Source organism: Morganella sp. TYF_1 (genome assembly GCF_043105645.1).
GTDB classification, from domain to species: Bacteria; Pseudomonadota; Gammaproteobacteria; order Enterobacterales; family Enterobacteriaceae; genus Morganella; species Morganella morganii_B.
This window is the reverse complement of record NZ_JBICLU010000026.1, coordinates 711,530-729,673: the sequence shown is the minus strand read 5'-3', so window position 1 is coordinate 729,673 and position 18,144 is coordinate 711,530. Positions and strand designations below refer to the sequence as shown.

The window sequence follows — 18,144 nt, the reverse complement described above, 5'->3', positions numbered from 1 at the left end:
TAATTTGTATATTAACTCCCACGATAGGTAGAGTATCCATATTGGCTTAATAATAGTGGTATATGATAATGCTGGCTTGTATCCTCTATGTTGAACTCGACAGGAATTTCAGGGAAAAAGCTATTTAAATTGTTACTTTTAAAATAATCACCGGTTTTAAATGTAACCCTGTATATTCCTTTTTCTTCATTGATATTGTCTGGCCAGAGTTTTTTTATTCTACCGTCATTATTTGTCTTTGCAGTGTTCAAAACATGCCAGCGTTCGCCTTGTTTTTGCTCCAGTACTACGTTGACGTTGCTTGCCGGAGTCCCTGATTGTTGATTCAGTATATGCACACTTAAAAGGTCAGAAGCAAAACCTGTAACGGGTAGAATTAATGAAGAGTATAAAAAGACTGATAATATATTTTTTTTCATTAAATAATCCTATTGTATTTGCGATATTCGCTGGAATTATACTATTTTTATTGGCTATATATCCTTACAAAAGGATTACAATTTTGTCATCTTGAATATCAGCGATTATAACTAATCAAATTATTAACATGCGTTAAATATGAGTTTATATGTGATAGCCGGCGAAAAAAAACGTGCAAAATAAAGTGTACACTGCGCAGAAAAAAGAATGCCAACTGAACCGGACAGCTGCATATAAAACAGCAGGGGGATTAGGTGAGGGGGATAACGCCTGCGCAAGTGCGGGTCAGTTATAGTCCGCTACTGTGCTGATGAGTTTTTAGGAATGGTGAACCAACGATGCGGAAAACCCGGCAATAATCAGCTTCCCGCAGAATTATCCGAATATGCTCTCACGATTATCCGGAAGCATTTACTTATGTTTATATTTTGCGATAATTTCGGACAAGATGCTAACATAAAGGAACTATAACATGAATAAATTAAATCTATTAGTAATAGGGTTAATGTTTGGATGCACAACGGGAAGTGCTTTAGCATCAACCAGTAATGAAGGTTATTATGGTGCTGCGAGACTTTCTAAGGTATGGCAAAAAGCAGACAGTATGGATACCAGTAGCAGGCCTGGTATTGGTCAGTTTGTCTCTGGTGATGATAAGGATGATTTCTATAATGCATCACTTGCTGCGGGTTATCAGTATGGTAATGGCTGGAGGACAGAAGCTGAGTATACGTTTAATAAAAAAGCAGAGTACACCAGTGGTTCAACGGCTTTTCCGGCTAGTTTTAATCACCATAAAACAGAATCACAGCGTTTGATGTTAAATGCTTACCGTGACTATGAAATTTATCAGGGAATTTCTGTTTATGGCACTGTAGGTATCGGTATTGCAAAAGTGAAATCATCAGGATGGCAAGGGAATACGACACGCCAATATGCTGGTAATACCGATACTAATTTAGCGTATTCTCTTGGTGCAGGTTTCAGCTATGAGCCTATCGACAAACTTAATTTTGACTTAGGTTACCGTTACGTCGATTTAGGAAAAACTGAGAGCGGAATGAACCGTTTTGCGAATGCCCGGGGCTTACAAGACGAACAAATGAAAGCACACCTTAAATCACAAGAACTTACATTTGGCATCAGATATTTATTCTGATATTTTTATCGTGTTTACCTCATCGGTTATGTCATAAGAATAGCTAACTTTTGTTAGCTATTTTTGATTGCCGCTGCCAGAATTATATTTAATGTTGACCATTCGATTCAACGACCTGCCTGTAAACAATCAGACCTGACATGCCCTGTCACATACCAATAAAAATATTATTGTTAATAACACCTCTATAAATATAGACATATCTGTTTTGCAGGATTCGGTGACATTTTAAACTTACAATAACAAGTGAAATCAGGTCCACGCAAAAAATAGACTAAACCCGCCAAAAGCAATACTCATTTCCGGGCAATATGCCCGCTTATTTTGTCTCTTATTTGTTATCAGAAAACCGAAAGCGGTTTCGGCGTGATTCTGAAGCAGCTGCGAGAAAAAATATTTGAGATGATAGAAGACGGGTACAGACAAGAATTTGTTCCCGAACTCTGTAATGCTGGCGATAAGGTCAGAACATTATAACCGGCAGAGTATGAGCGTTGTGTTATGGCTCAGATTGTAATATCCGGCACCGGAATGTTGCGGGGGCCGGTGTTTTCTGAAATGCTTCGAGACATGTAATTTTTTCAGTCAGATTCTTTTTTTCATCACGGGATAATAAATTAACAGAATTATCTGTGATCAGCGCAGAATGGTAATAACGCAGTGCTGCTTGTAAATTCCCGCCGGAGAGTGTACAGCCACCGGGGTTATTTTTATTGTCTGTCAGCATCATAAGATTTGCATCGGTGTAATTAATGATCATTTGCGGTGACGGATAACGAAGCAAATTCTCAGAAAAGAATTTGATTGCGGATATGTAATTTTTATTGTGCATAGCATCAAATGCCAGGTCGTTAAACTCTGAAAATAACGAATTATCCGGCGTGATTTTTGCTTGTCTGAGGCTGGAGATCACCAATTTTGTATTCACTGCATCCGATGGGGAACGTAGTACAGCCGGACTGGTATCAGCGGAAGCAGAAAGGAATATGCTGCACAGAAATAGCACCGAAAATAACGGTTTCATTATACAAAAATAGCCTTTTATTGATTATCTTCTCTTAAGATTAATCAATTAGTAATCTTATGTAAATATCTGATCACCAAGTTAATTTATTTTATTATTCTTATGTGAATTATACCGAAAAAAAAGAAATGGCAAAATAAAAAGGTAGAAATGAAAATATTATGCGTCTGATTTTGGTCAGTCATGGCTGTGCAAATAATATATAATGCATAATGGTATTTATATTGAAAAACGGAATAACAATACAAAGCCAGAGGTGTCAGATGGATAATACATCACCGGATAATGCTCAGATCCGGGAGTTTGTGGATCGCTTAAAAACAGTGACCGGATCACGCTTTTTCCATTATCTGAATGATAAACAGGTTAAAACCACGTGTCTGATGTGCGGGTATAATGGCAGGCAGGTTATAGATGAAACAAACTATACAACAGCGCAGGACAGGCTGGATAACAAACCTCCGCATACGTTTGTCACATTTTATTACCACACTCCGGGAATTCCGGCAGACAGTATAAACCATTATTATTATCGTCTTATCTGCGATAACTGTGGTTTTGTTACTCAGCACAGCGCCAGATATGTCATAAACTGGCTTGATGAAGAAGCACGCCGGGAACAACATCTGACGGATGCTGAATGGGTAAATATGCCGGAACAGGCTATTACAGAACCGGACGAAAAATAACTGCACATATCATACCGGGCGATAACGTCCGGTTTTTTCTTTTCTGTATTCCGTTGACTGCGTTTTTAATCACCATCTTCTTGCTCCCTCATCAAAATATTGTGATTTTTAAGAACTTTACTTTACCTTAACAGCAAGGTTCAATGTCATACGCAGAATTACCTGCAGGAAAAGGTGAGCGGAGGATATATGGAAGATGGTTTAATGGTTATTGCAGGACTGGCGCTTATTGCCGCTGCAGCCGGTTTGGTAAAGCCTTCTCTGGTGGGTATGAAGAGTCGTATTGGTGCAGTATTGGGTTATCTTATTGTCTTCATTATTTTTTTAGTACCCGCATTAATACTGATGCCGGACTGATAAAACAATATCTGAATTGTTCAGATATTGTGGAGAGAATTTTATTAAATGTAAATAAGGTAAAGTTATTCTTCATTGCATTGACCTTTCCCTTAGGTCAACCTTTATGATTGATTCCATCAACCAAATACAAAAAAGGAATTAATCATGAAAAAAACACTTATTCTCACTGCTCTGTTATCCGGCGTTATGACATTCGGGGCAATGGCAAATCCGGTATTATTAAGTGGTGATATGCATGCTGTTACCACTCCGGTGCAGAAAGAGCTGGGTGATTCTATGATGCGTATGCATGATGATATGGCAAAAACATTGTCTGAGCAAAATGCGGATATTGCCTTTGCTGAAGGTATGATTGCTCATCATAAAGGGGCCGTTGAAATGGCACAGATTGAACTGAAATACGGTTCAGACCCTGAGATGCGTAAGTTAGCTCAGGAGATTATTGATGCTCAGGGGCCGGAAATAAAGCAGATGCAGGATTGGCTTAAAAATAATAAGCCAGCAAAGAAATAAATCGTTAATAATAATCGCGGTATCTCTTTTCAGAGATGCCGTTTTTGTGTTACTGCCTTTAATTTTATTTATTAAATTCCATTCAGATCGCAAAAAAATATTACGGTGCTAAAAAAAACACAACTCCGGTAGACAATACTCGTTTAAGAGCATATTAAATATCCCGTCAGCTGATAAAAATTAATTCAGTATAAGATTAAATCCCCTGCATTGTTATCAGGTTAAATTATTTAAGAAAAGGATATTCTATGCCGGATCCGGAAATTATTGTATTTTTTACAAAACTTCAGATGTCAAAAAAAATAACGGATTTTTCCCGTCAGCAATGGCTGACAGATGCGGCAGGTCGCGCGAAACAACTGTCGCTGACAACACATCCTTTTGCTTTTACACATCCGGGAGCCCGCAAAAATCGTGATGGCAAAGTGAGAGCGGTGCTGGCGGAGGTCAAAAAGAAAAATGATGGCTTTCTGCGGTCCGGTAATGTGGTTGTTCCGCCGGATGCTGAAGGTAATGCGGCTGCACTGGAAATATATACATTCCTGATGCTGAAAATTCAGGATGGAAAAACATTACTGACACATTTGTGTGAAGAAAGTGAACTGGCAAAGACAATTCTCAGCGGAAAAGATTACCGGGAGCTGCGTGCCGGTTTTTTGCAGATATTTTCCGGGAGCGGAATACCGGCAACACACGCAAAAATAAAACAGGTTTTTTTTCCTGTACCGGATAAAAAATGCAAAGCGGGTTATCATTTACTGTCAGTACTGACGCCGTCCGGATTATTATCTGAACTGTACCACCGGTTTGGTATACGCGGTGTATTCTCAGGTCCGTCTGTTATTATTCATATCGGCGGGTCTAAACCGCAAAATATCTCTGCGCTTAATATGCGTAACAAAGGAAAAGCCTGTTTGTTGTTATCAGTCCCTCCGGGAACGGTCAGTGCCGGAGGACATTACCGTGGTCATTAATTATCTGCTGCTGAAAAATATCCTTATCCGGAATGCCAATGCGCTATCCGGTGCATTGATAGTTGGTTTTCCGGCTGTCACAGCCTGGCTTGGATTTGTTCATGCGCTTGAGCGAAAAATGAAAAAATGCGGATTTTCGTCAGTCAGGTTTAATTATGCCGGTATTATTTGTCACCACTGCCATTTACAACTGTATGCAGAGCCCGGTGAAATGGTGTATTCCGTACTGAACAGCCGGAAACCCCCGGATAAAAAAGGCAGAAACCCATCACTGACTGAGGAAGCGTATTGTCACCTCAATGTGTCACTGTTTATTTGCGGTGAAAATATAAAAGATAAAAATGAGGAAGTTATCACTGCAATACCGGAGGCAATAAACATGCTGAAGATTGCCGGGGGGGATATTACCGATTCAGGCAGACAGGAGACAGGTATCTTTCCGGATAATAAACAGAGGTGGTGTGAATTACAGCAGCGTATTGCACCGGGGTACGTATTACTGGAGCGGCGGGATGTCATGATAAATGCCATGAACAGCGGAATGGATGCAATGGCGGCATTACTGAAATATACCGCTGCTCCCGGTACGGGGCTGATCCCGGTCGTCACCGGATATCAGGGGCTTTCTCCGCCGGGAACAGTGGAAAATGCCAGGTCAGAAGGCATACCTCACCGTTTTGCGGAAAGTGTTATCACATTAGGGGAATTCCGGCCGGTGGATAAATTACGCCATCCTTCGGATATGTTGTGGGGTTATCACTACTTACCTGACGAGGATCTTTATTTGTGTCAGCAGGGAAATCACCATTAAACGGAAAAGAAAAAATGACCGGGTACAGAAATATACCGTCGGTTTTATCCTTTTCGAAAAAACTGATCCCTTCTGACGGTATTTTTTACGGCGCATCACAGCGTCCGGATTCACCGGTTATTCCGCTGAAAATACAGGTAAGAACGGTCCGGGGAACATCTTCGTTTCGCCGGAAAAACCGGGAAACAGATGAAAAAACGCCCGGACAAAAAATTTATGATCCTAATATTCAGTATATGGATTACTGCATGCTGGGAGCTGAACAGAATGTGCTCATATTCCGGTTTTCACTGAAAATCACCGGCGGGCTGAAATATCCGGCTGCCTGCAATAATGAAACCTTTCGGCAGCGCTATCAGGCAGTAATGACGGATTATCTGGAAAGAAAACAGTGCCGGGAGCTTGCAGGGCGCTATGCACATAATATTGCCGGTGGTCGTTTTTTATGGCGGAACCGGGTTGGCGCAGAGCAGATCGATGTGATTGTGGATAATCTCAGTGCGAAAAAAAACCAGCAGTGGGTATTTGATGCACGGAAATACAACCTGCGTCATTTTGATCAGACGGATAATATCGTCAGTGATCTCGGGAAACATATTGCCGCCGCACTGAGCGGTGATGATGGCGCATTATTGCTGGCCATTACCGCCAGAATGATAACCGGAAAGGGACAGGAGGTTTATCCGAGCTGTGAATTTGTGGTCAACAAAAGAAAGCGCGGAAAAAGCCGGATACTTTGCAATGTTGATGGTATTGCGGGGATGCATTCACAAAAAATCGGTAATGCTTTGCGCTCGGTGGATACCTGGTATCCGGCTTTTTCTGAACCATCCGCAGGAGGGGGAGCGATCGCTGCCGATCCCTTTGGCGCAGTCACCCATCTGGGGGCGGTATTCCGGCCACCGGGGTCAGGGCAGGATTTTTACACGCTCTTTGAAAAATGGGTCAGCGGGGAAAAACTCACTGAGCATGAAGAAAGTTATGTCGTGGCAGTGTTAATTCGTGGCGGTGTTTTCGGCGGCGGAGGGTAAACAGATGCGATTTTATCAGACAATCAGGATCCTGCCCGATGCACTGATATCGGCTGTATTTCTCCGCCAGCAAATCTGGCGGCAACTTCATCTGATACTGGCAGAGAATAAAACCGGTGAAAACGACAGTGCAGTGGCTGTTGCGTTTCCGGATTATTGCCGGGAGCGGCAAACAGCAGGAAATCGTCTGCGTCTGCTGGCCGGGAATTATTCTGCTCTGAAGTCGCTGGCAATTGCTGTGCGGTTGTCTCCTTTTTATCCGTACATCCGGTTAAGCCCTATTTTACCCGTGCCGGAAAAAACGCAGCCGGTCAGCTATGTCCGTCAGCATGTCAAAGGGTTGCGCCGTTTTCAGGCTGCGGGGGCCGGGCGATTATTTATTCCGGAAACACTGCCGTTTATCTGGACTCAATCTTTGTCAGGCGGCAGACATCACAGGCCATTTCCTTTTTTTATCCGGAAACTTGCGCCGGGAACGGCTGCAGAGGGGCGGTTTACCTGTTACGGACTGAGTCAGAAAAAATCAGAAAATGGGGGAATTGCAACAGTACCTCACTTTTGAGGCCATTTACTGCCACAGCGGCAGCTGAGAAATAATTATGATAAAAAAATAATGCACTGCCGGAAATGCCCCTGTGCTTCAGCAGACAGGGGCGGGCAGCTTACTGTTCCGGCGGAAAGCCGGCCGGTGCCGGCGTGGAAATGTGTGAACCGGGATCAACGGAAAAATGTATGTCGGAGGAAAAACGCTTTTTCGGTGCCAGTTCCCATATCACCCGCACCGGAAACTCACCGTATTCTGTCGGGGTACCGTGCAGATTACCGGTTTTGTCGTTAAAACTCAGACCGATATTGCGCTGGAAATAAATACCGAGGATGGTGACCGCCCGTCCGTCATCCAGTGTTGCGGTGACCGGTGAACTGAATGGTTCAAGCAACCGGGCACGGGCAATGCTGACACGGATTGCCGGTTGTCCGGAAGGTGACGACATTGTTGCAGGAGTCTTATTTTCATGGGAAGTGTTTTGTGTAACAGCCTCTTCTCCTGCAGATTCCCGGACGGGTGCCGCTGTTGCCTGTGACGGAATGTCCTCTTTCCCCGCAGCAAACAGCGCCGTCAGCCCCCAGGGCTTCTGTTCTGCAGATTCCGCCTGTAACGGAGCGGGGATTGAATCTGCACTGAATGACCAGCTGCTATCCTGCAGGGTATCACGGGTTGATCCGGCAGGTGTGTCTGTGGTCAGCGGGGCGGCAACAATGTTATCGCCTGATGCAATTTCTGCCGGTTCCGGGAGTTCTCCGATTACCGGGGTATCAGTGTCATCGGTATCCAGGTCGTCAAACAACCAGTTGCCGTCTTTCAGCGGATCACTGAGGGCAGCAGGTTCCGGAAACAGGGATTTATCACTGAATACAGAGGCGGTCAGTTCAGTATTGTCTGCGGCTGCCGGCGTAACGGATGCTGCTGCCTCAGGTTCGTTGTATACAAAGGTGAACTCTGCGGATTCGTCATCAGAAAGTGGTGAAAGCTGGTTTATTATCACCGGTTCAGCATATACCGGGGCAGATTCTGTGATGCTGTTGTCAGTCGCTGCGGGATCATCCGGAAGAAAAGCATGCTGACCAAATATTGTGGATAAACGGTCAATTTCTGCAGAAGCCTGTTCTTCTGCACCCGTGGTGTTATCCGTGATAACCGGCTCTTCAGGTGCAGGAGGAACAATGAGGGGGTCCGGTTCAGCAGCAGGCGGAAATACGGTCTGAGCTGTGTCCGGCTGTGAGGCTGGCATATCCGCCGGCGCAGAAAGTGTGCTGTCAGCGAGCGTACTGCCCATCATCATCTGCGGGTTATTGCGTTCATGTTCAGCGCTGGCCGCCGCCAGTGCGGCGGAGACTTCACGGTATTTTACGTCAATCAGGCTGCCGAGGACGAGCAGGGCGGCGCGGATGGTTTCATCATCACACAAGGCCGTGATTTCTGCGCTGCGGACAGGGTATCCGGCCTGTTCAGCCAGCATGGCACAGATTGTCCGCTTCTGATCGGAGGTTATTTCCATTTAACGTTTCCCTTTGTGACTCACTGATTGTCACGGTTTTTAGAACGGAACTACGGAGGCTTCCGCTCCGGCACCGGTTACAGGCCGGGAGTGTTCCCTGAACAGCGGAATGCCGGGAAATTGTCCAGTAATGATACTGTGAAATCCGGCTGCTGAAATATGGGGGAAGTCTGATTGACGCAGAATGACGCATAATAAAATAATGACAATCTTATTAATCCGAAATTATCATTATTTTATCAATAAGAAGAATTATCCCGGATACGCTGGCGGCCCGCTCCGGCAGGAAAAGGTGCGTAAACAGCATATGCAATGTTTTTTCATGATATTAAACAAAGATTCAGGTATCGCTGATTGTTTCTGAAATGAAGGTCGCTAAGATAGGCATTCCACTTAAGGAAAAGCGGCAGTGCGGGTAAATTTACCGGAGGAGACGGCGGAATGTCGTATCGCGCATTTTTTCAGCCTGTAAAAACCCTGACACCGGCGCAGCGTCAGGAGATGGCCTCACTCTATTTTATGTATTACACCGGCAGTGACGGCGCACAGTTTTTATCCGATCTCGATCATAAACAGGAAGTCCTGTTTCTGATGTCAGGGGATGAGATGGCCGGGTTCAGTACCCTGCAGTTTTACCCGTTCCGCGGACACCGGATTGTCTATTCCGGCGATACGATTGTGCATCCCGCCCACTGGAAGCAGCAGACGCTGCACGGTGCCTGGCTGCGGCGTATTGCGCTTTTGCGCAGTGAATACCCCGGCGAACGGGTGTTCTGGTTTTTGCTGGTGAAGGGCGTGCGCACTTACCGGTACATGAGCACGCTTGCACAGACCTTTTATCCGCACTGGAACGGCAATGTCAAAGAGCCGGAACTGGCACGGCTGGTGGCGGAACTGGCAAAAGATAAATTCGGCTCACTCTATAACCCGGCGCGCGGTGTGGTGGAATGCCCGTCAGCATTTGGCTATCTGAACCGCACAATGGTAACGGTTACTGACGCGCAGCGCAGTAAGCCGGACGTTGCCTTTTTCCTGCATAAAAACCCGCATTATGTCTGCGGTCATGAACTGGTCTGCTTGTGTGAGATTTCGCCTGATAATGTGGCAAAACGTTATCAGTCACTGTTTGAAGAGCCTGATGTTGAGTTCTGCTATGGATAATGCCTGGCAGCATTTCCGTGCCGGAATGCCGTCTGTTTCATCGCAGGGCACGCTGCGTGAGAGGCAGTTCCGCTGGTTAACCGCCTGTCTGGCGGCGAATGCGACGTGTGAATACGGGCGGCAGTATCATTTTTCCGCTGTAAAATCCGTGACGGATTATCAGCAGAACGTCCCTCTGACAACCTATTCTGAGTTAAGCCCCTTTATTACCCGGATGACGACCGGGGAAAAAAACCTGCTGTGCAGTGCGCCGGTCCCGGCATTTGAGCTGACCGGCGGCAGTTACAGCGGCGGCAAACTGCTGCCTTATACTGCTGCCGGGTTAACTGATTTTCGTCTCGCCGTTACCGGCTGGTTGCGGGATGTGACCCGCCGTTTTGATCTGACTACCGGCCATGTTTACTGGGCGCTCAGCCCGGCAGTGACACGAACGACAAAAACGCCCTGTGGTATCCCGGTCGGCGGCGGTGATGCGCTTTATCTGGGGACTGATAATCTGGCGGCGTTCAGTGAATTATCGGCTGTGCCGTTGACACTGGCACAGGTTGAGAATGCGGCAGACTGGCAGTTACTGACCCTGATTTATCTGTTGCAGTGCCCGGATTTACGTCTGATATCCGTCTGGAGCCCGGTATTTTTATTTCCGCTGCTCACGGCTCTTGATACCCGGCAGGCTGAGATTTCCGCACTGCTGCGCGACGGCGGGGAAATGGCTGGGCATTCTCTGAAGGCTGACCCGGCGGCGCTGGTGCGTTACCGGCGTTATCTGCAGGAGCAAAATACTGCACTGTTATGGCCGCAGCTGGCGCTGATCAGCTGCTGGGATCAGGCGGCGTCCGCTTCACCGGCACAGGCACTGATGATGCGCTTTCCCGGCGTGACACTTCAGGGTAAAGGGCTGCTTTCCACCGAGGCGGTGATCACGGTTCCGTCTGACGACGGTGACCCGCAGCTGAGTGCAGACAGTAATTTTTATGAATTCCGCCGGGATAGCGGGCAGATATGTTTAGCGGATGAATTACTGCCCGGTGAAACATACAGTGTGATTGTCACCACAAACAGCGGGCTGTACCGCTATCAGACCGATGATCGGGTGTTGTGTACCGGCCACACGCCGGAAGGGCTGCCGCAGTTGCGTTTTTGCGGGCGTGACGGAATATGCAGTGATTTGGTCGGGGAAAAACTGACTGAGCCGTTCGTTTGTGCCGGTTTACCGCCATCGCAGGATTTTGCCGTACTGGCAGCGGATGAGCAGGGTTATGTACTGCTGCTCAGCGATACCTGCACTGAGACACAGGCACAGGCATATTGTGAGGACACTGAACGCTATCTGTGTACCAATCCGCAGTATCACTACGCCCGTCGTATCGGACAACTGAAACCGCTGACATTCTTCCGCCTGCATCAACCGGCGGAGCACTATTTTCACCGGCAGCTGCAACGGGGAAAACGGCTGGGAGAAATTAAAATCCCGGCCTTGCTGACCTCGCCTGACTGGCGTGCCATGTTTGAGATCAGGGAGTTTCTGTGATGACACAGACTGTTTATACGCCGCAACGGCCGCTGGATCTGGTGCTGCTTTCGCCGAAAGGGCCGCTGTACCGCAAACGGGGCGGAATTTTCAAACGTTCGCTGCGTTATCAGCCGCTGACGCTGACCACCCTTTCTGCACTGGTGCCGAAATCCCTGCCGGTTAATATCCGTCTGATCGATGAAAGTATTGAGGAACTGCCGGAGGATTTCACCGCTGACCTGGTGGCAATGACGGTGATCACCGGGAACGCGCCGCGTGCTTATGAACTGGCGACGCAGATGCGGGCGAAAAATATTCCCGTTGTGCTTGGCGGGCCGCATGTCACACTGTTGCCGCAGGAGGCACTGCAGCACGCTGATACGGTCTGCACCGGCTATTCCGAGCAGAGCTGGCCACAGCTTATCCGCGATTTTATGGCGGGTAATATGCAGCGCGAATACCGCCAGGGGGCTGATTTTACCCTTGATATCCCGGATTTGCCGTTTCCGGAACGTGAGCGGTTTGATGCAAAACACTTTCTTACCCAGGGCGTTTTTGAGGCAACCCGTTCCTGTGCGCACAATTGTGAGTTTTGTGTCGCGCCGAGTGCCTGGGGGCGCAAGCAATTTCAGCATCCGGTGGCGTGGGTGGTTGAGGATATCCGCCGTTATGTGGCGCGTACCGGCAAACGAAAAGTGATTTTTGTCGATCTGAACCTGGTGTCAGATATCGGTTATGCCAAACGACTGTTTACCGCGCTGATCCCGCTGAATATTCAGTGGTTCGGTTTATCCACCGTGCTGATAGCCCACAATCACGAATTGATGGAGCTGATGGCCCGCAGCGGTTGTAAAGGGTTGCTGCTGGGGCTGGAAACGGTCAGTGACGGCAGCCTGAAAGATGCCGGGAAGAAGTTTAACGGCTCGGTGGATTATAAAGAACTGATTGGTGACCTGCACCGGCTGGGGATTGCGATCCAGGGCTGTTTTGTGTTTGGTCTGGATCACGATACGACTGATGTGTTTGACCGCACGGTGGATCTGGCCATCGACGCCGGCATTGATTTGCCGCGTTTCTCCGTGCTGACACCGTTCCCGGGGACGCCGTTGTTTAAGCGCCTTGAGGAAGAACAGCGTATTTTAACCACGGACTGGTCACTGTATGACGCGCAGCATGTGGTGTTCCGTCCGGCGCTGATGAGTGCGCGTGAGCTGGAGCTGGGGCACGAACGCGCCTGGAAAAAAGTGTACCGTTACCGCAGTATTGCGAAACGGCTGTGGCAGGCGCGTAATTTTAAACCGCTGGCGCTGACGGCAAACCTGGGTTACCGCTTCTACGCGCATCACCTGCATCAGTATTATACCTGTGACTGGCCGGTTGAGCACCGTCCGGCGAAGTCGGGCAGCCATTGATGCGCCTGACCTTTATTCATCCTGCGATCGGCCACCGGCGCGGCGAAACCTATCTGCGATCGTGGCAGATGGAGCCGCTGCCGGTCGCGGCACTGAAAGGGCTGACACCGGCGGATATTGATACGCGGTTTTATGACGATCGGCTTGAGCTGATCCCGTTTGATGAACCGGCAGATTTGATCTCAATTTCAGTCGAAACTTACACCGCAAAGCGCGCCTATCAGATAGCCAGTGAATACAGAAAGCGCGGTGTGCCGGTACTGATGGGCGGATTCCATGCCACGCTGATGCCGGAGGAAGTAAAACGCTTTGCGGACGTCATTATCACCGGAGAGGCGGAATCTGTCTGGGAAACCATGATTGATGATTTACGCCACGGCACACTGCAGCGGGAATATCACGGAACACAAACCGATCTGCGCAGTATCCGTGTTGACCGCAGCCTGTTTGCGGGGAAACGTTATCTGCCGATAGGGCTGGTGGAAACCGGGCGCGGCTGCCGTTTTCACTGTGAGTTCTGCGCAGTACAGTCGTTCTATCAGCAGCGTTACCGGCGGCGCGATCCGGATCATGTACTGCGGGAGCTGGCGGGTCTCAAAGGCACAAAAAATCTGTTTTTCTTTGTGGATGATAATTTCGCAGGCAGTCTGCGGGAAAGCCGTGAGTTTCTGCCTGCACTGGCGAACGCCGGGATCCGCTGGGTGACCCAGATGAGTATTGATGCCGCGCATGATGAGGAATTTGTCCGCGCATTGTCACAGGCAGGCTGCCGGGGGGTGCTGATTGGCTTTGAATCCCTGAATGAAGCCAATCTGCGGCAGATGAAAAAAGGCTTTAACATCATGAAGGGCGGCTACAGTCAGGCACTGGCAAATCTGCGCCGCCATCATATTGCCGTATACGGCACATTTGTGTTCGGCTATGACCACGATACGCCGGACTCATTCGGCGAGGCGGTGGCTTATGCCCGCGAACAGAGCATGTATATTGCGGCATTTAACCATATGACGCCGTTTCCGGGAACGCCGCTTTATGCGCGGCTGGCGCAGGAAAATCGTCTGCGCTTTGAGCACTGGTGGCTCGATGATAACTACCGCTACAACGAACTGCCGTTCAGTCCGGCACAGCTATCGCCGGAGGCAGTAACGCAGGGGTGCCTCTCAGCAAGGAAGGCATTTTACAGTTCACGTTCAATTCTTCAGCGCAGCTGGCGTAACCGGGGCGATTTCTTTATGTTTCGCAACTATTTCCCGATTAACTGGCTGCATCACCGTGAAATCAGCTGCCGTAACGGCTATCCGCTCGGTGATGAGAATTGGCAGGGTAAATTAGCAGAGGTTAAATGATAGAGGTTATTGACGCGACAACGGAGCATATCGCGGACTTACTCAGGCTCCTTGAAGAGAATGCCATGCAGGGTGACTGGGAGCTGGTGATGACCCGGCGGCCCGGTTATTTTTCCCCGAAAGACGATTTCGGTGAGATCTATCCGGCACTGGCAAGGGACGGTGATACTCTGGTCGGTATGTGCCAGCTGAGTATACAGACCGGCCGGGTTAACGGCGAAGAAGCGCAAATGGGCTATCTCGGCAGTCTGCGTATTGTCCCGAAATACCGTAATCATCTGAAAGTGTTACAGGCCGGATTTTCTTATCTGCGTCAGCTGCCGACACCGGATCACTGTTACACCAGCATTGCAGAAAATAATGTACTGGCCCGGCGCCTGCTGGAGCGGGGAGTGGAAGGGCTGCCGCTCTACCGGCCGCTGAGCAGCATGAGCACACTGGCGATCAGCAAAAGCAGAGGTAAAAACCGCGGATTGTGGAAAGTGGTGCCGCCGGAAGATTACACGGATGTGATCCGCTTCTTTGCTGAAGAATCCGTGTCCCGTCAGCTGGCACCGGCACTGAACCTGAAAGCGATGCAGCAGACCGGCATCACGGTGCTCGGCAGTTATCAGAACGGGCAGCTGGTGGCCTGCGGCATGCTCTGGGATCAGCGGTCATTCAAACAGGTGATTGTGGCCGGTTACTCCGGCAAAATGAAGATGCTGCGCCCGCTTTACAACGCCTTTGCCGGGATGGCCCGGCGACCGCAGATGCCGGCGGCGGGAGAGGTGGTTCCGCAGAGTTTCCTGTCATTCCTGGCCTGTACTGACGATACCAAACTGCCGGATTTGATTGAGGAAGCGTTACTGCATTGCACTACGCCGATTATGACTGTCGGGCTGCCGTCCGGGCATATCTGTACCAATGATGTGATTAAACGCACCGGGGCATCGGTTTACCGTACCCGGATTTACGGCGTCGATCTGACCGCTGCGCCGCAGTGGGACGGCCGCATTGTCTGGCCGGAGATAGCGTTGCTGTGAATATCGTGCTTATCTACCCGAACATGGGGGATTACCGCACGAAAGATGCCATGACACCACTGGCGATCGGCATTCTGGCTGCGCTGTCGCCGGGGCACCGGGTGACATTTTATGATGACCGGCTGGATAACATTCCGGAATCACTGCCGGATGTGGATCTGATTGCCATTTCGGTGGAAACGTTCACTGCGCGGCGCAGTTATCAGCTGGCTGACCGGTTCCGCAACCAGGGTAAAACCGTGGTGATGGGCGGCTGTCATGTCACCTTTATGCCGGATGAAGCACTGCAGCATGCAGACAGCGTGTTGCTCGGTGATGCGGAAGGGGCGTGGGAACAGATGCTGGCGGATTGTGAACAGAATGCGCTGAAGCCCCGTTACCGGGGAGCGCATGACCGCCCGCTTGCCGGTTACCGTATTGACCGGACTGTTTTTGCGGGCAAACGCTACGCGCCGGTGTCGCTGGTGCAGTTTTCGCGCGGTTGCCGGTTTGCCTGTGATTTTTGCTCTATCCACGCATTTTACCCGGAAGGTGTGCGTACCCGGCCGGTGGATGAGGTGCGGGATGAAATTTTATCTCTGCCTGCAAAGCGGTTTCTGATTTTTGTGGATGACAATCTCTTTGCCGGTAAACGGGCGCTGAATGAACTGCTGGCCATGCTCACACCGCTGAAACGCCGCTGGGGATGTCAGATAAGTATCGATATCGCCCGTAATGAGGAGATGCTGGATAAACTGGCCGCAGCCGGTTGCTGTTTTGTGCTGATCGGGTTTGAAAGCCTGAATGAAACCACGCTGAAGCGGATGGGAAAATCCCGCAGTCATGCGGCAGCGGATTATGCTGCGGTGCTGGCGGCGCTCTACCGGCGTGGCATCTGTGTTTACGGTACTTTTATTTTCGGCTATGACGAAGATACGCCGGAGACACTCCGCAGCACACTGGCGTTTGCGGAGAATAACAAACTGGCGATTGCCAATTTCAATCTGCTGATCCCGACCCCCGGTACGGCGCTGTACGCCCGGCTCGAGGCAGAAGGGCGGCTGATTTATCCGGCCTGGTGGCTCGATCCGGATTTCCGTTACGGCGAACCGGCTTTTCGCCCGGGCGGGATGAGTATTGCGGAGCTGGCTGCCGGGTGTTTTTATGCCCGCACCCGTTTTTACCGTTATACATCCATTATCCGGCGCCTGTGCCGTTCCGGCAGCCGGGGCCGCTGGCGCACGTTGCTGGTCGCCTGGCTTTATAATATCGCCTCGCACCGCGATATCGCCCGCAAGCAGGGAATACACCCGGGAGAAAAAGGGTGAAACTGATACTGATTAAACCGAATATCGGACGTCAGGAGCACAGCCTGTATGTGGATGAGGGGCGGATGGAGCCACTGATGCTCGGTGTGCTCGCCGGTCTGACGCCGCCGGATGTGGACGTGGTGCTGTATGACGACCGGATGGAAGCGATTCCTTATGATGAACCGGCGGATCTGGTCGCGATCACGGTGGAGACCTTTACCGCCCGCCGCGCTTATGAAATTGCGGCGGAATACCGGGCCCGTGATGTGCGGGTGGTGATGGGGGGTATCCACGCCACACTGTTACCGGAGGAAGTCGCGCAGCATTGCGACAGCCTTTTTACCGGTGACGCGGAAACCCGCTGGACAGAGATGATCCGCGATGCGGAGAAAGGCCGCCTGAAGCCGCGCTATGATGCCCCGGCAGGGGTTGGTCAGGTCGATCATAGCCGGTGCGGTTGTCTGCCGCGCCGGGATATCTTCCGGGGGAAAGGGTATCTGCCGATCAGCCTGATGCAGTTTACCCGCGGCTGTCGTTTTGCCTGCCGCTTCTGTGCGGTCAGCCGTTATTTCGGGCGGCAGCACTATATCCGCCGGATCGACGAAGTGGTGCGGGAGATTGAAACACAGAAACCGAAGTTTATCTTTTTTGTTGATGACAATATTGCATCTGACCACCGCGAGCTGAGTGAACTGTGCAGTGCGCTGATCCCGCTGAATGTTCACTGGATAAGCCAGGCAAGCCTGGATATGACCCGCAACCGCCGTCTGATGTCGCTATTACAGCAGAGCGGCTGCTGGGGTAATGTGATGGGATTTGAATCCATCAACCCGGACAGTCTGCGTGATGCGCGAAAATCGCCGAACATGCGGATATTTTCACAGTACCGCGAGGAAATTTCGGCATTACGGGATTTCGGGTTACAGACCTGGGCGGCGTTTACCCTGGGATACGATCATGATACCGCCGCGACCGTGGAAGATACCGTTGAATTTGCCCTGAAAAACCGTTTTGCTTTCGCCGCCTATAACATTCTGATGCCGTACCCGAACACACCGCTGTATCAGCAGCTGGCGCAGGAAAACCGCCTGCTGTTTGACGGGAAATGGTGGCTGCATCCGGAATACCGTTTTAATCAGGCGGCCTTTCAGCCCGCAAACATGAGCCCCGAAACCCTGACGGAACTGTGCCATGCCGCGCGCAGCCGTTTTAACAGTGTGCCGTCGATTATCCGCCGTTTTTCTGATTTGCGTCTGACGCTGCAATCGGTATCGCGCATGGCAACATTCTGGCGTTATACCCTGTTATTCCGCAAAGAGGTGCATAAAAAACACCGGATGCGTTTTGGTTTAAAATAAGG

Annotated in this window: 18 protein-coding genes; 15 read left to right on the top strand and 3 right to left on the bottom strand. The window is 49.7% G+C overall.

The window, feature by feature from the left end; translation table 11 throughout:
* Window positions 1–11: 11 nt before the first annotated feature.
* Window positions 12–419 carry a hydroxyisourate hydrolase gene (gene uraH / locus ACF8OF_RS16800; RefSeq protein ID WP_274370843.1) on the bottom strand — a complete coding sequence of 136 codons (408 nt, stop codon included), beginning with the start codon at window positions 417–419 and terminating at the stop codon, window positions 12–14.
* A gap of 473 nt (window positions 420–892) precedes the next feature.
* On the opposite strand from uraH, the gene ACF8OF_RS16795 reads away from it, so the two are divergent.
* Complete coding sequence (locus ACF8OF_RS16795) at window positions 893–1,579, top strand: outer membrane protein (protein WP_392497180.1); 687 nt, start codon at window positions 893–895, stop codon at window positions 1,577–1,579.
* A gap of 499 nt (window positions 1,580–2,078) precedes the next feature.
* Here ACF8OF_RS16795 and ACF8OF_RS16790 read toward each other — a convergent pair whose 3' ends face one another.
* A complete protein-coding gene (locus tag ACF8OF_RS16790) occupies window positions 2,079–2,603 on the bottom strand; it encodes a hypothetical protein (protein ID WP_349467684.1) in 525 nt (174 codons plus the stop codon).
* 263 nt (window positions 2,604–2,866) lie between these two features.
* Between ACF8OF_RS16790 and ACF8OF_RS16785 the strand changes: the two genes are divergently transcribed.
* The 7 genes from ACF8OF_RS16785 to cas6f all read left to right on the top strand — a co-directional run bounded on the left by ACF8OF_RS16785 (window position 2,867) and on the right by cas6f (window position 7,543).
* Window positions 2,867–3,292: a hypothetical protein gene (locus ACF8OF_RS16785; RefSeq protein WP_279800546.1), complete on the top strand. Its 426-nt coding sequence runs from the start codon at window positions 2,867–2,869 to the stop codon at window positions 3,290–3,292.
* A 189-nt stretch (window positions 3,293–3,481) separates the two neighbouring features.
* Entirely contained in the window at window positions 3,482–3,649 is a 168-nt protein-coding gene (locus tag ACF8OF_RS16780; RefSeq protein ID WP_392497179.1) for a hypothetical protein, read from the top strand.
* 147 nt (window positions 3,650–3,796) lie between these two features.
* Window positions 3,797–4,165, top strand: coding sequence for a DUF305 domain-containing protein (locus ACF8OF_RS16775; protein ID WP_262859742.1), 369 nt, complete (start codon window positions 3,797–3,799; stop codon window positions 4,163–4,165).
* A gap of 290 nt (window positions 4,166–4,455) precedes the next feature.
* Window positions 4,456–5,139 (top strand): type I-F CRISPR-associated protein Csy1, encoded by a 684-nt coding sequence (locus ACF8OF_RS16770; RefSeq protein WP_392497178.1) that lies wholly within the window; start codon window positions 4,456–4,458, stop codon window positions 5,137–5,139.
* Window positions 5,111–5,950 (top strand): type I-F CRISPR-associated protein Csy2, encoded by an 840-nt coding sequence (locus ACF8OF_RS16765; RefSeq protein ID WP_392497177.1) that lies wholly within the window; start codon window positions 5,111–5,113, stop codon window positions 5,948–5,950. The genes ACF8OF_RS16770 and ACF8OF_RS16765 overlap by 29 nt, the downstream gene beginning before the upstream one ends.
* A gap of 14 nt (window positions 5,951–5,964) precedes the next feature.
* Window positions 5,965–6,981: a type I-F CRISPR-associated protein Csy3 gene (gene csy3, locus ACF8OF_RS16760; RefSeq protein ID WP_279800552.1), complete on the top strand. Its 1,017-nt coding sequence runs from the start codon at window positions 5,965–5,967 to the stop codon at window positions 6,979–6,981.
* A 4-nt stretch (window positions 6,982–6,985) separates the two neighbouring features.
* A complete protein-coding gene (gene cas6f / locus ACF8OF_RS16755) occupies window positions 6,986–7,543 on the top strand; it encodes a type I-F CRISPR-associated endoribonuclease Cas6/Csy4 (protein WP_392497176.1) in 558 nt (185 codons plus the stop codon).
* A 100-nt stretch (window positions 7,544–7,643) separates the two neighbouring features.
* On the opposite strand, the gene ACF8OF_RS16750 is transcribed toward cas6f, so the two are convergent.
* Window positions 7,644–9,038, bottom strand: a complete 1,395-nt coding sequence (locus ACF8OF_RS16750; protein WP_279800555.1) for a hypothetical protein — start codon at window positions 9,036–9,038, stop codon at window positions 7,644–7,646.
* Window positions 9,039–9,479: 441 nt separating this feature from the next.
* Between ACF8OF_RS16750 and ACF8OF_RS16745 the strand changes: the two genes are divergently transcribed.
* Genes ACF8OF_RS16745 through ACF8OF_RS16715 form a run of 7 tightly spaced genes read left to right on the top strand, consistent with a single transcriptional unit; the run spans window position 9,480 to window position 18,142 of the window.
* Window positions 9,480–10,199 (top strand): hypothetical protein, encoded by a 720-nt coding sequence (locus tag ACF8OF_RS16745; RefSeq protein WP_392497175.1) that lies wholly within the window; start codon window positions 9,480–9,482, stop codon window positions 10,197–10,199.
* Window positions 10,177–11,730 carry a GH3 auxin-responsive promoter family protein gene (locus ACF8OF_RS16740; protein ID WP_392497174.1) on the top strand — a complete coding sequence of 518 codons (1,554 nt, stop codon included), beginning with the start codon at window positions 10,177–10,179 and terminating at the stop codon, window positions 11,728–11,730. Before ACF8OF_RS16745 ends, ACF8OF_RS16740 begins: the two co-directional genes overlap by 23 nt.
* Window positions 11,730–13,124 carry a B12-binding domain-containing radical SAM protein gene (locus ACF8OF_RS16735; protein WP_392497364.1) on the top strand — a complete coding sequence of 465 codons (1,395 nt, stop codon included), beginning with the start codon at window positions 11,730–11,732 and terminating at the stop codon, window positions 13,122–13,124. Before ACF8OF_RS16740 ends, ACF8OF_RS16735 begins: the two co-directional genes overlap by 1 nt.
* Window positions 13,124–14,470, top strand: coding sequence for a radical SAM protein (locus ACF8OF_RS16730; protein WP_279800561.1), 1,347 nt, complete (start codon window positions 13,124–13,126; stop codon window positions 14,468–14,470). The genes ACF8OF_RS16735 and ACF8OF_RS16730 overlap by 1 nt, the downstream gene beginning before the upstream one ends.
* A complete protein-coding gene (locus ACF8OF_RS16725; protein WP_392497173.1) occupies window positions 14,467–15,495 on the top strand; it encodes an N-acetyltransferase in 1,029 nt (342 codons plus the stop codon). Before ACF8OF_RS16730 ends, ACF8OF_RS16725 begins: the two co-directional genes overlap by 4 nt.
* Window positions 15,492–16,802: a B12-binding domain-containing radical SAM protein gene (locus tag ACF8OF_RS16720; RefSeq protein ID WP_392497172.1), complete on the top strand. Its 1,311-nt coding sequence runs from the start codon at window positions 15,492–15,494 to the stop codon at window positions 16,800–16,802. Before ACF8OF_RS16725 ends, ACF8OF_RS16720 begins: the two co-directional genes overlap by 4 nt.
* Complete coding sequence (locus ACF8OF_RS16715) at window positions 16,799–18,142, top strand: B12-binding domain-containing radical SAM protein (RefSeq protein WP_392497171.1); 1,344 nt, start codon at window positions 16,799–16,801, stop codon at window positions 18,140–18,142. Before ACF8OF_RS16720 ends, ACF8OF_RS16715 begins: the two co-directional genes overlap by 4 nt.
* Window positions 18,143–18,144: the final 2 nt, after the last annotated feature.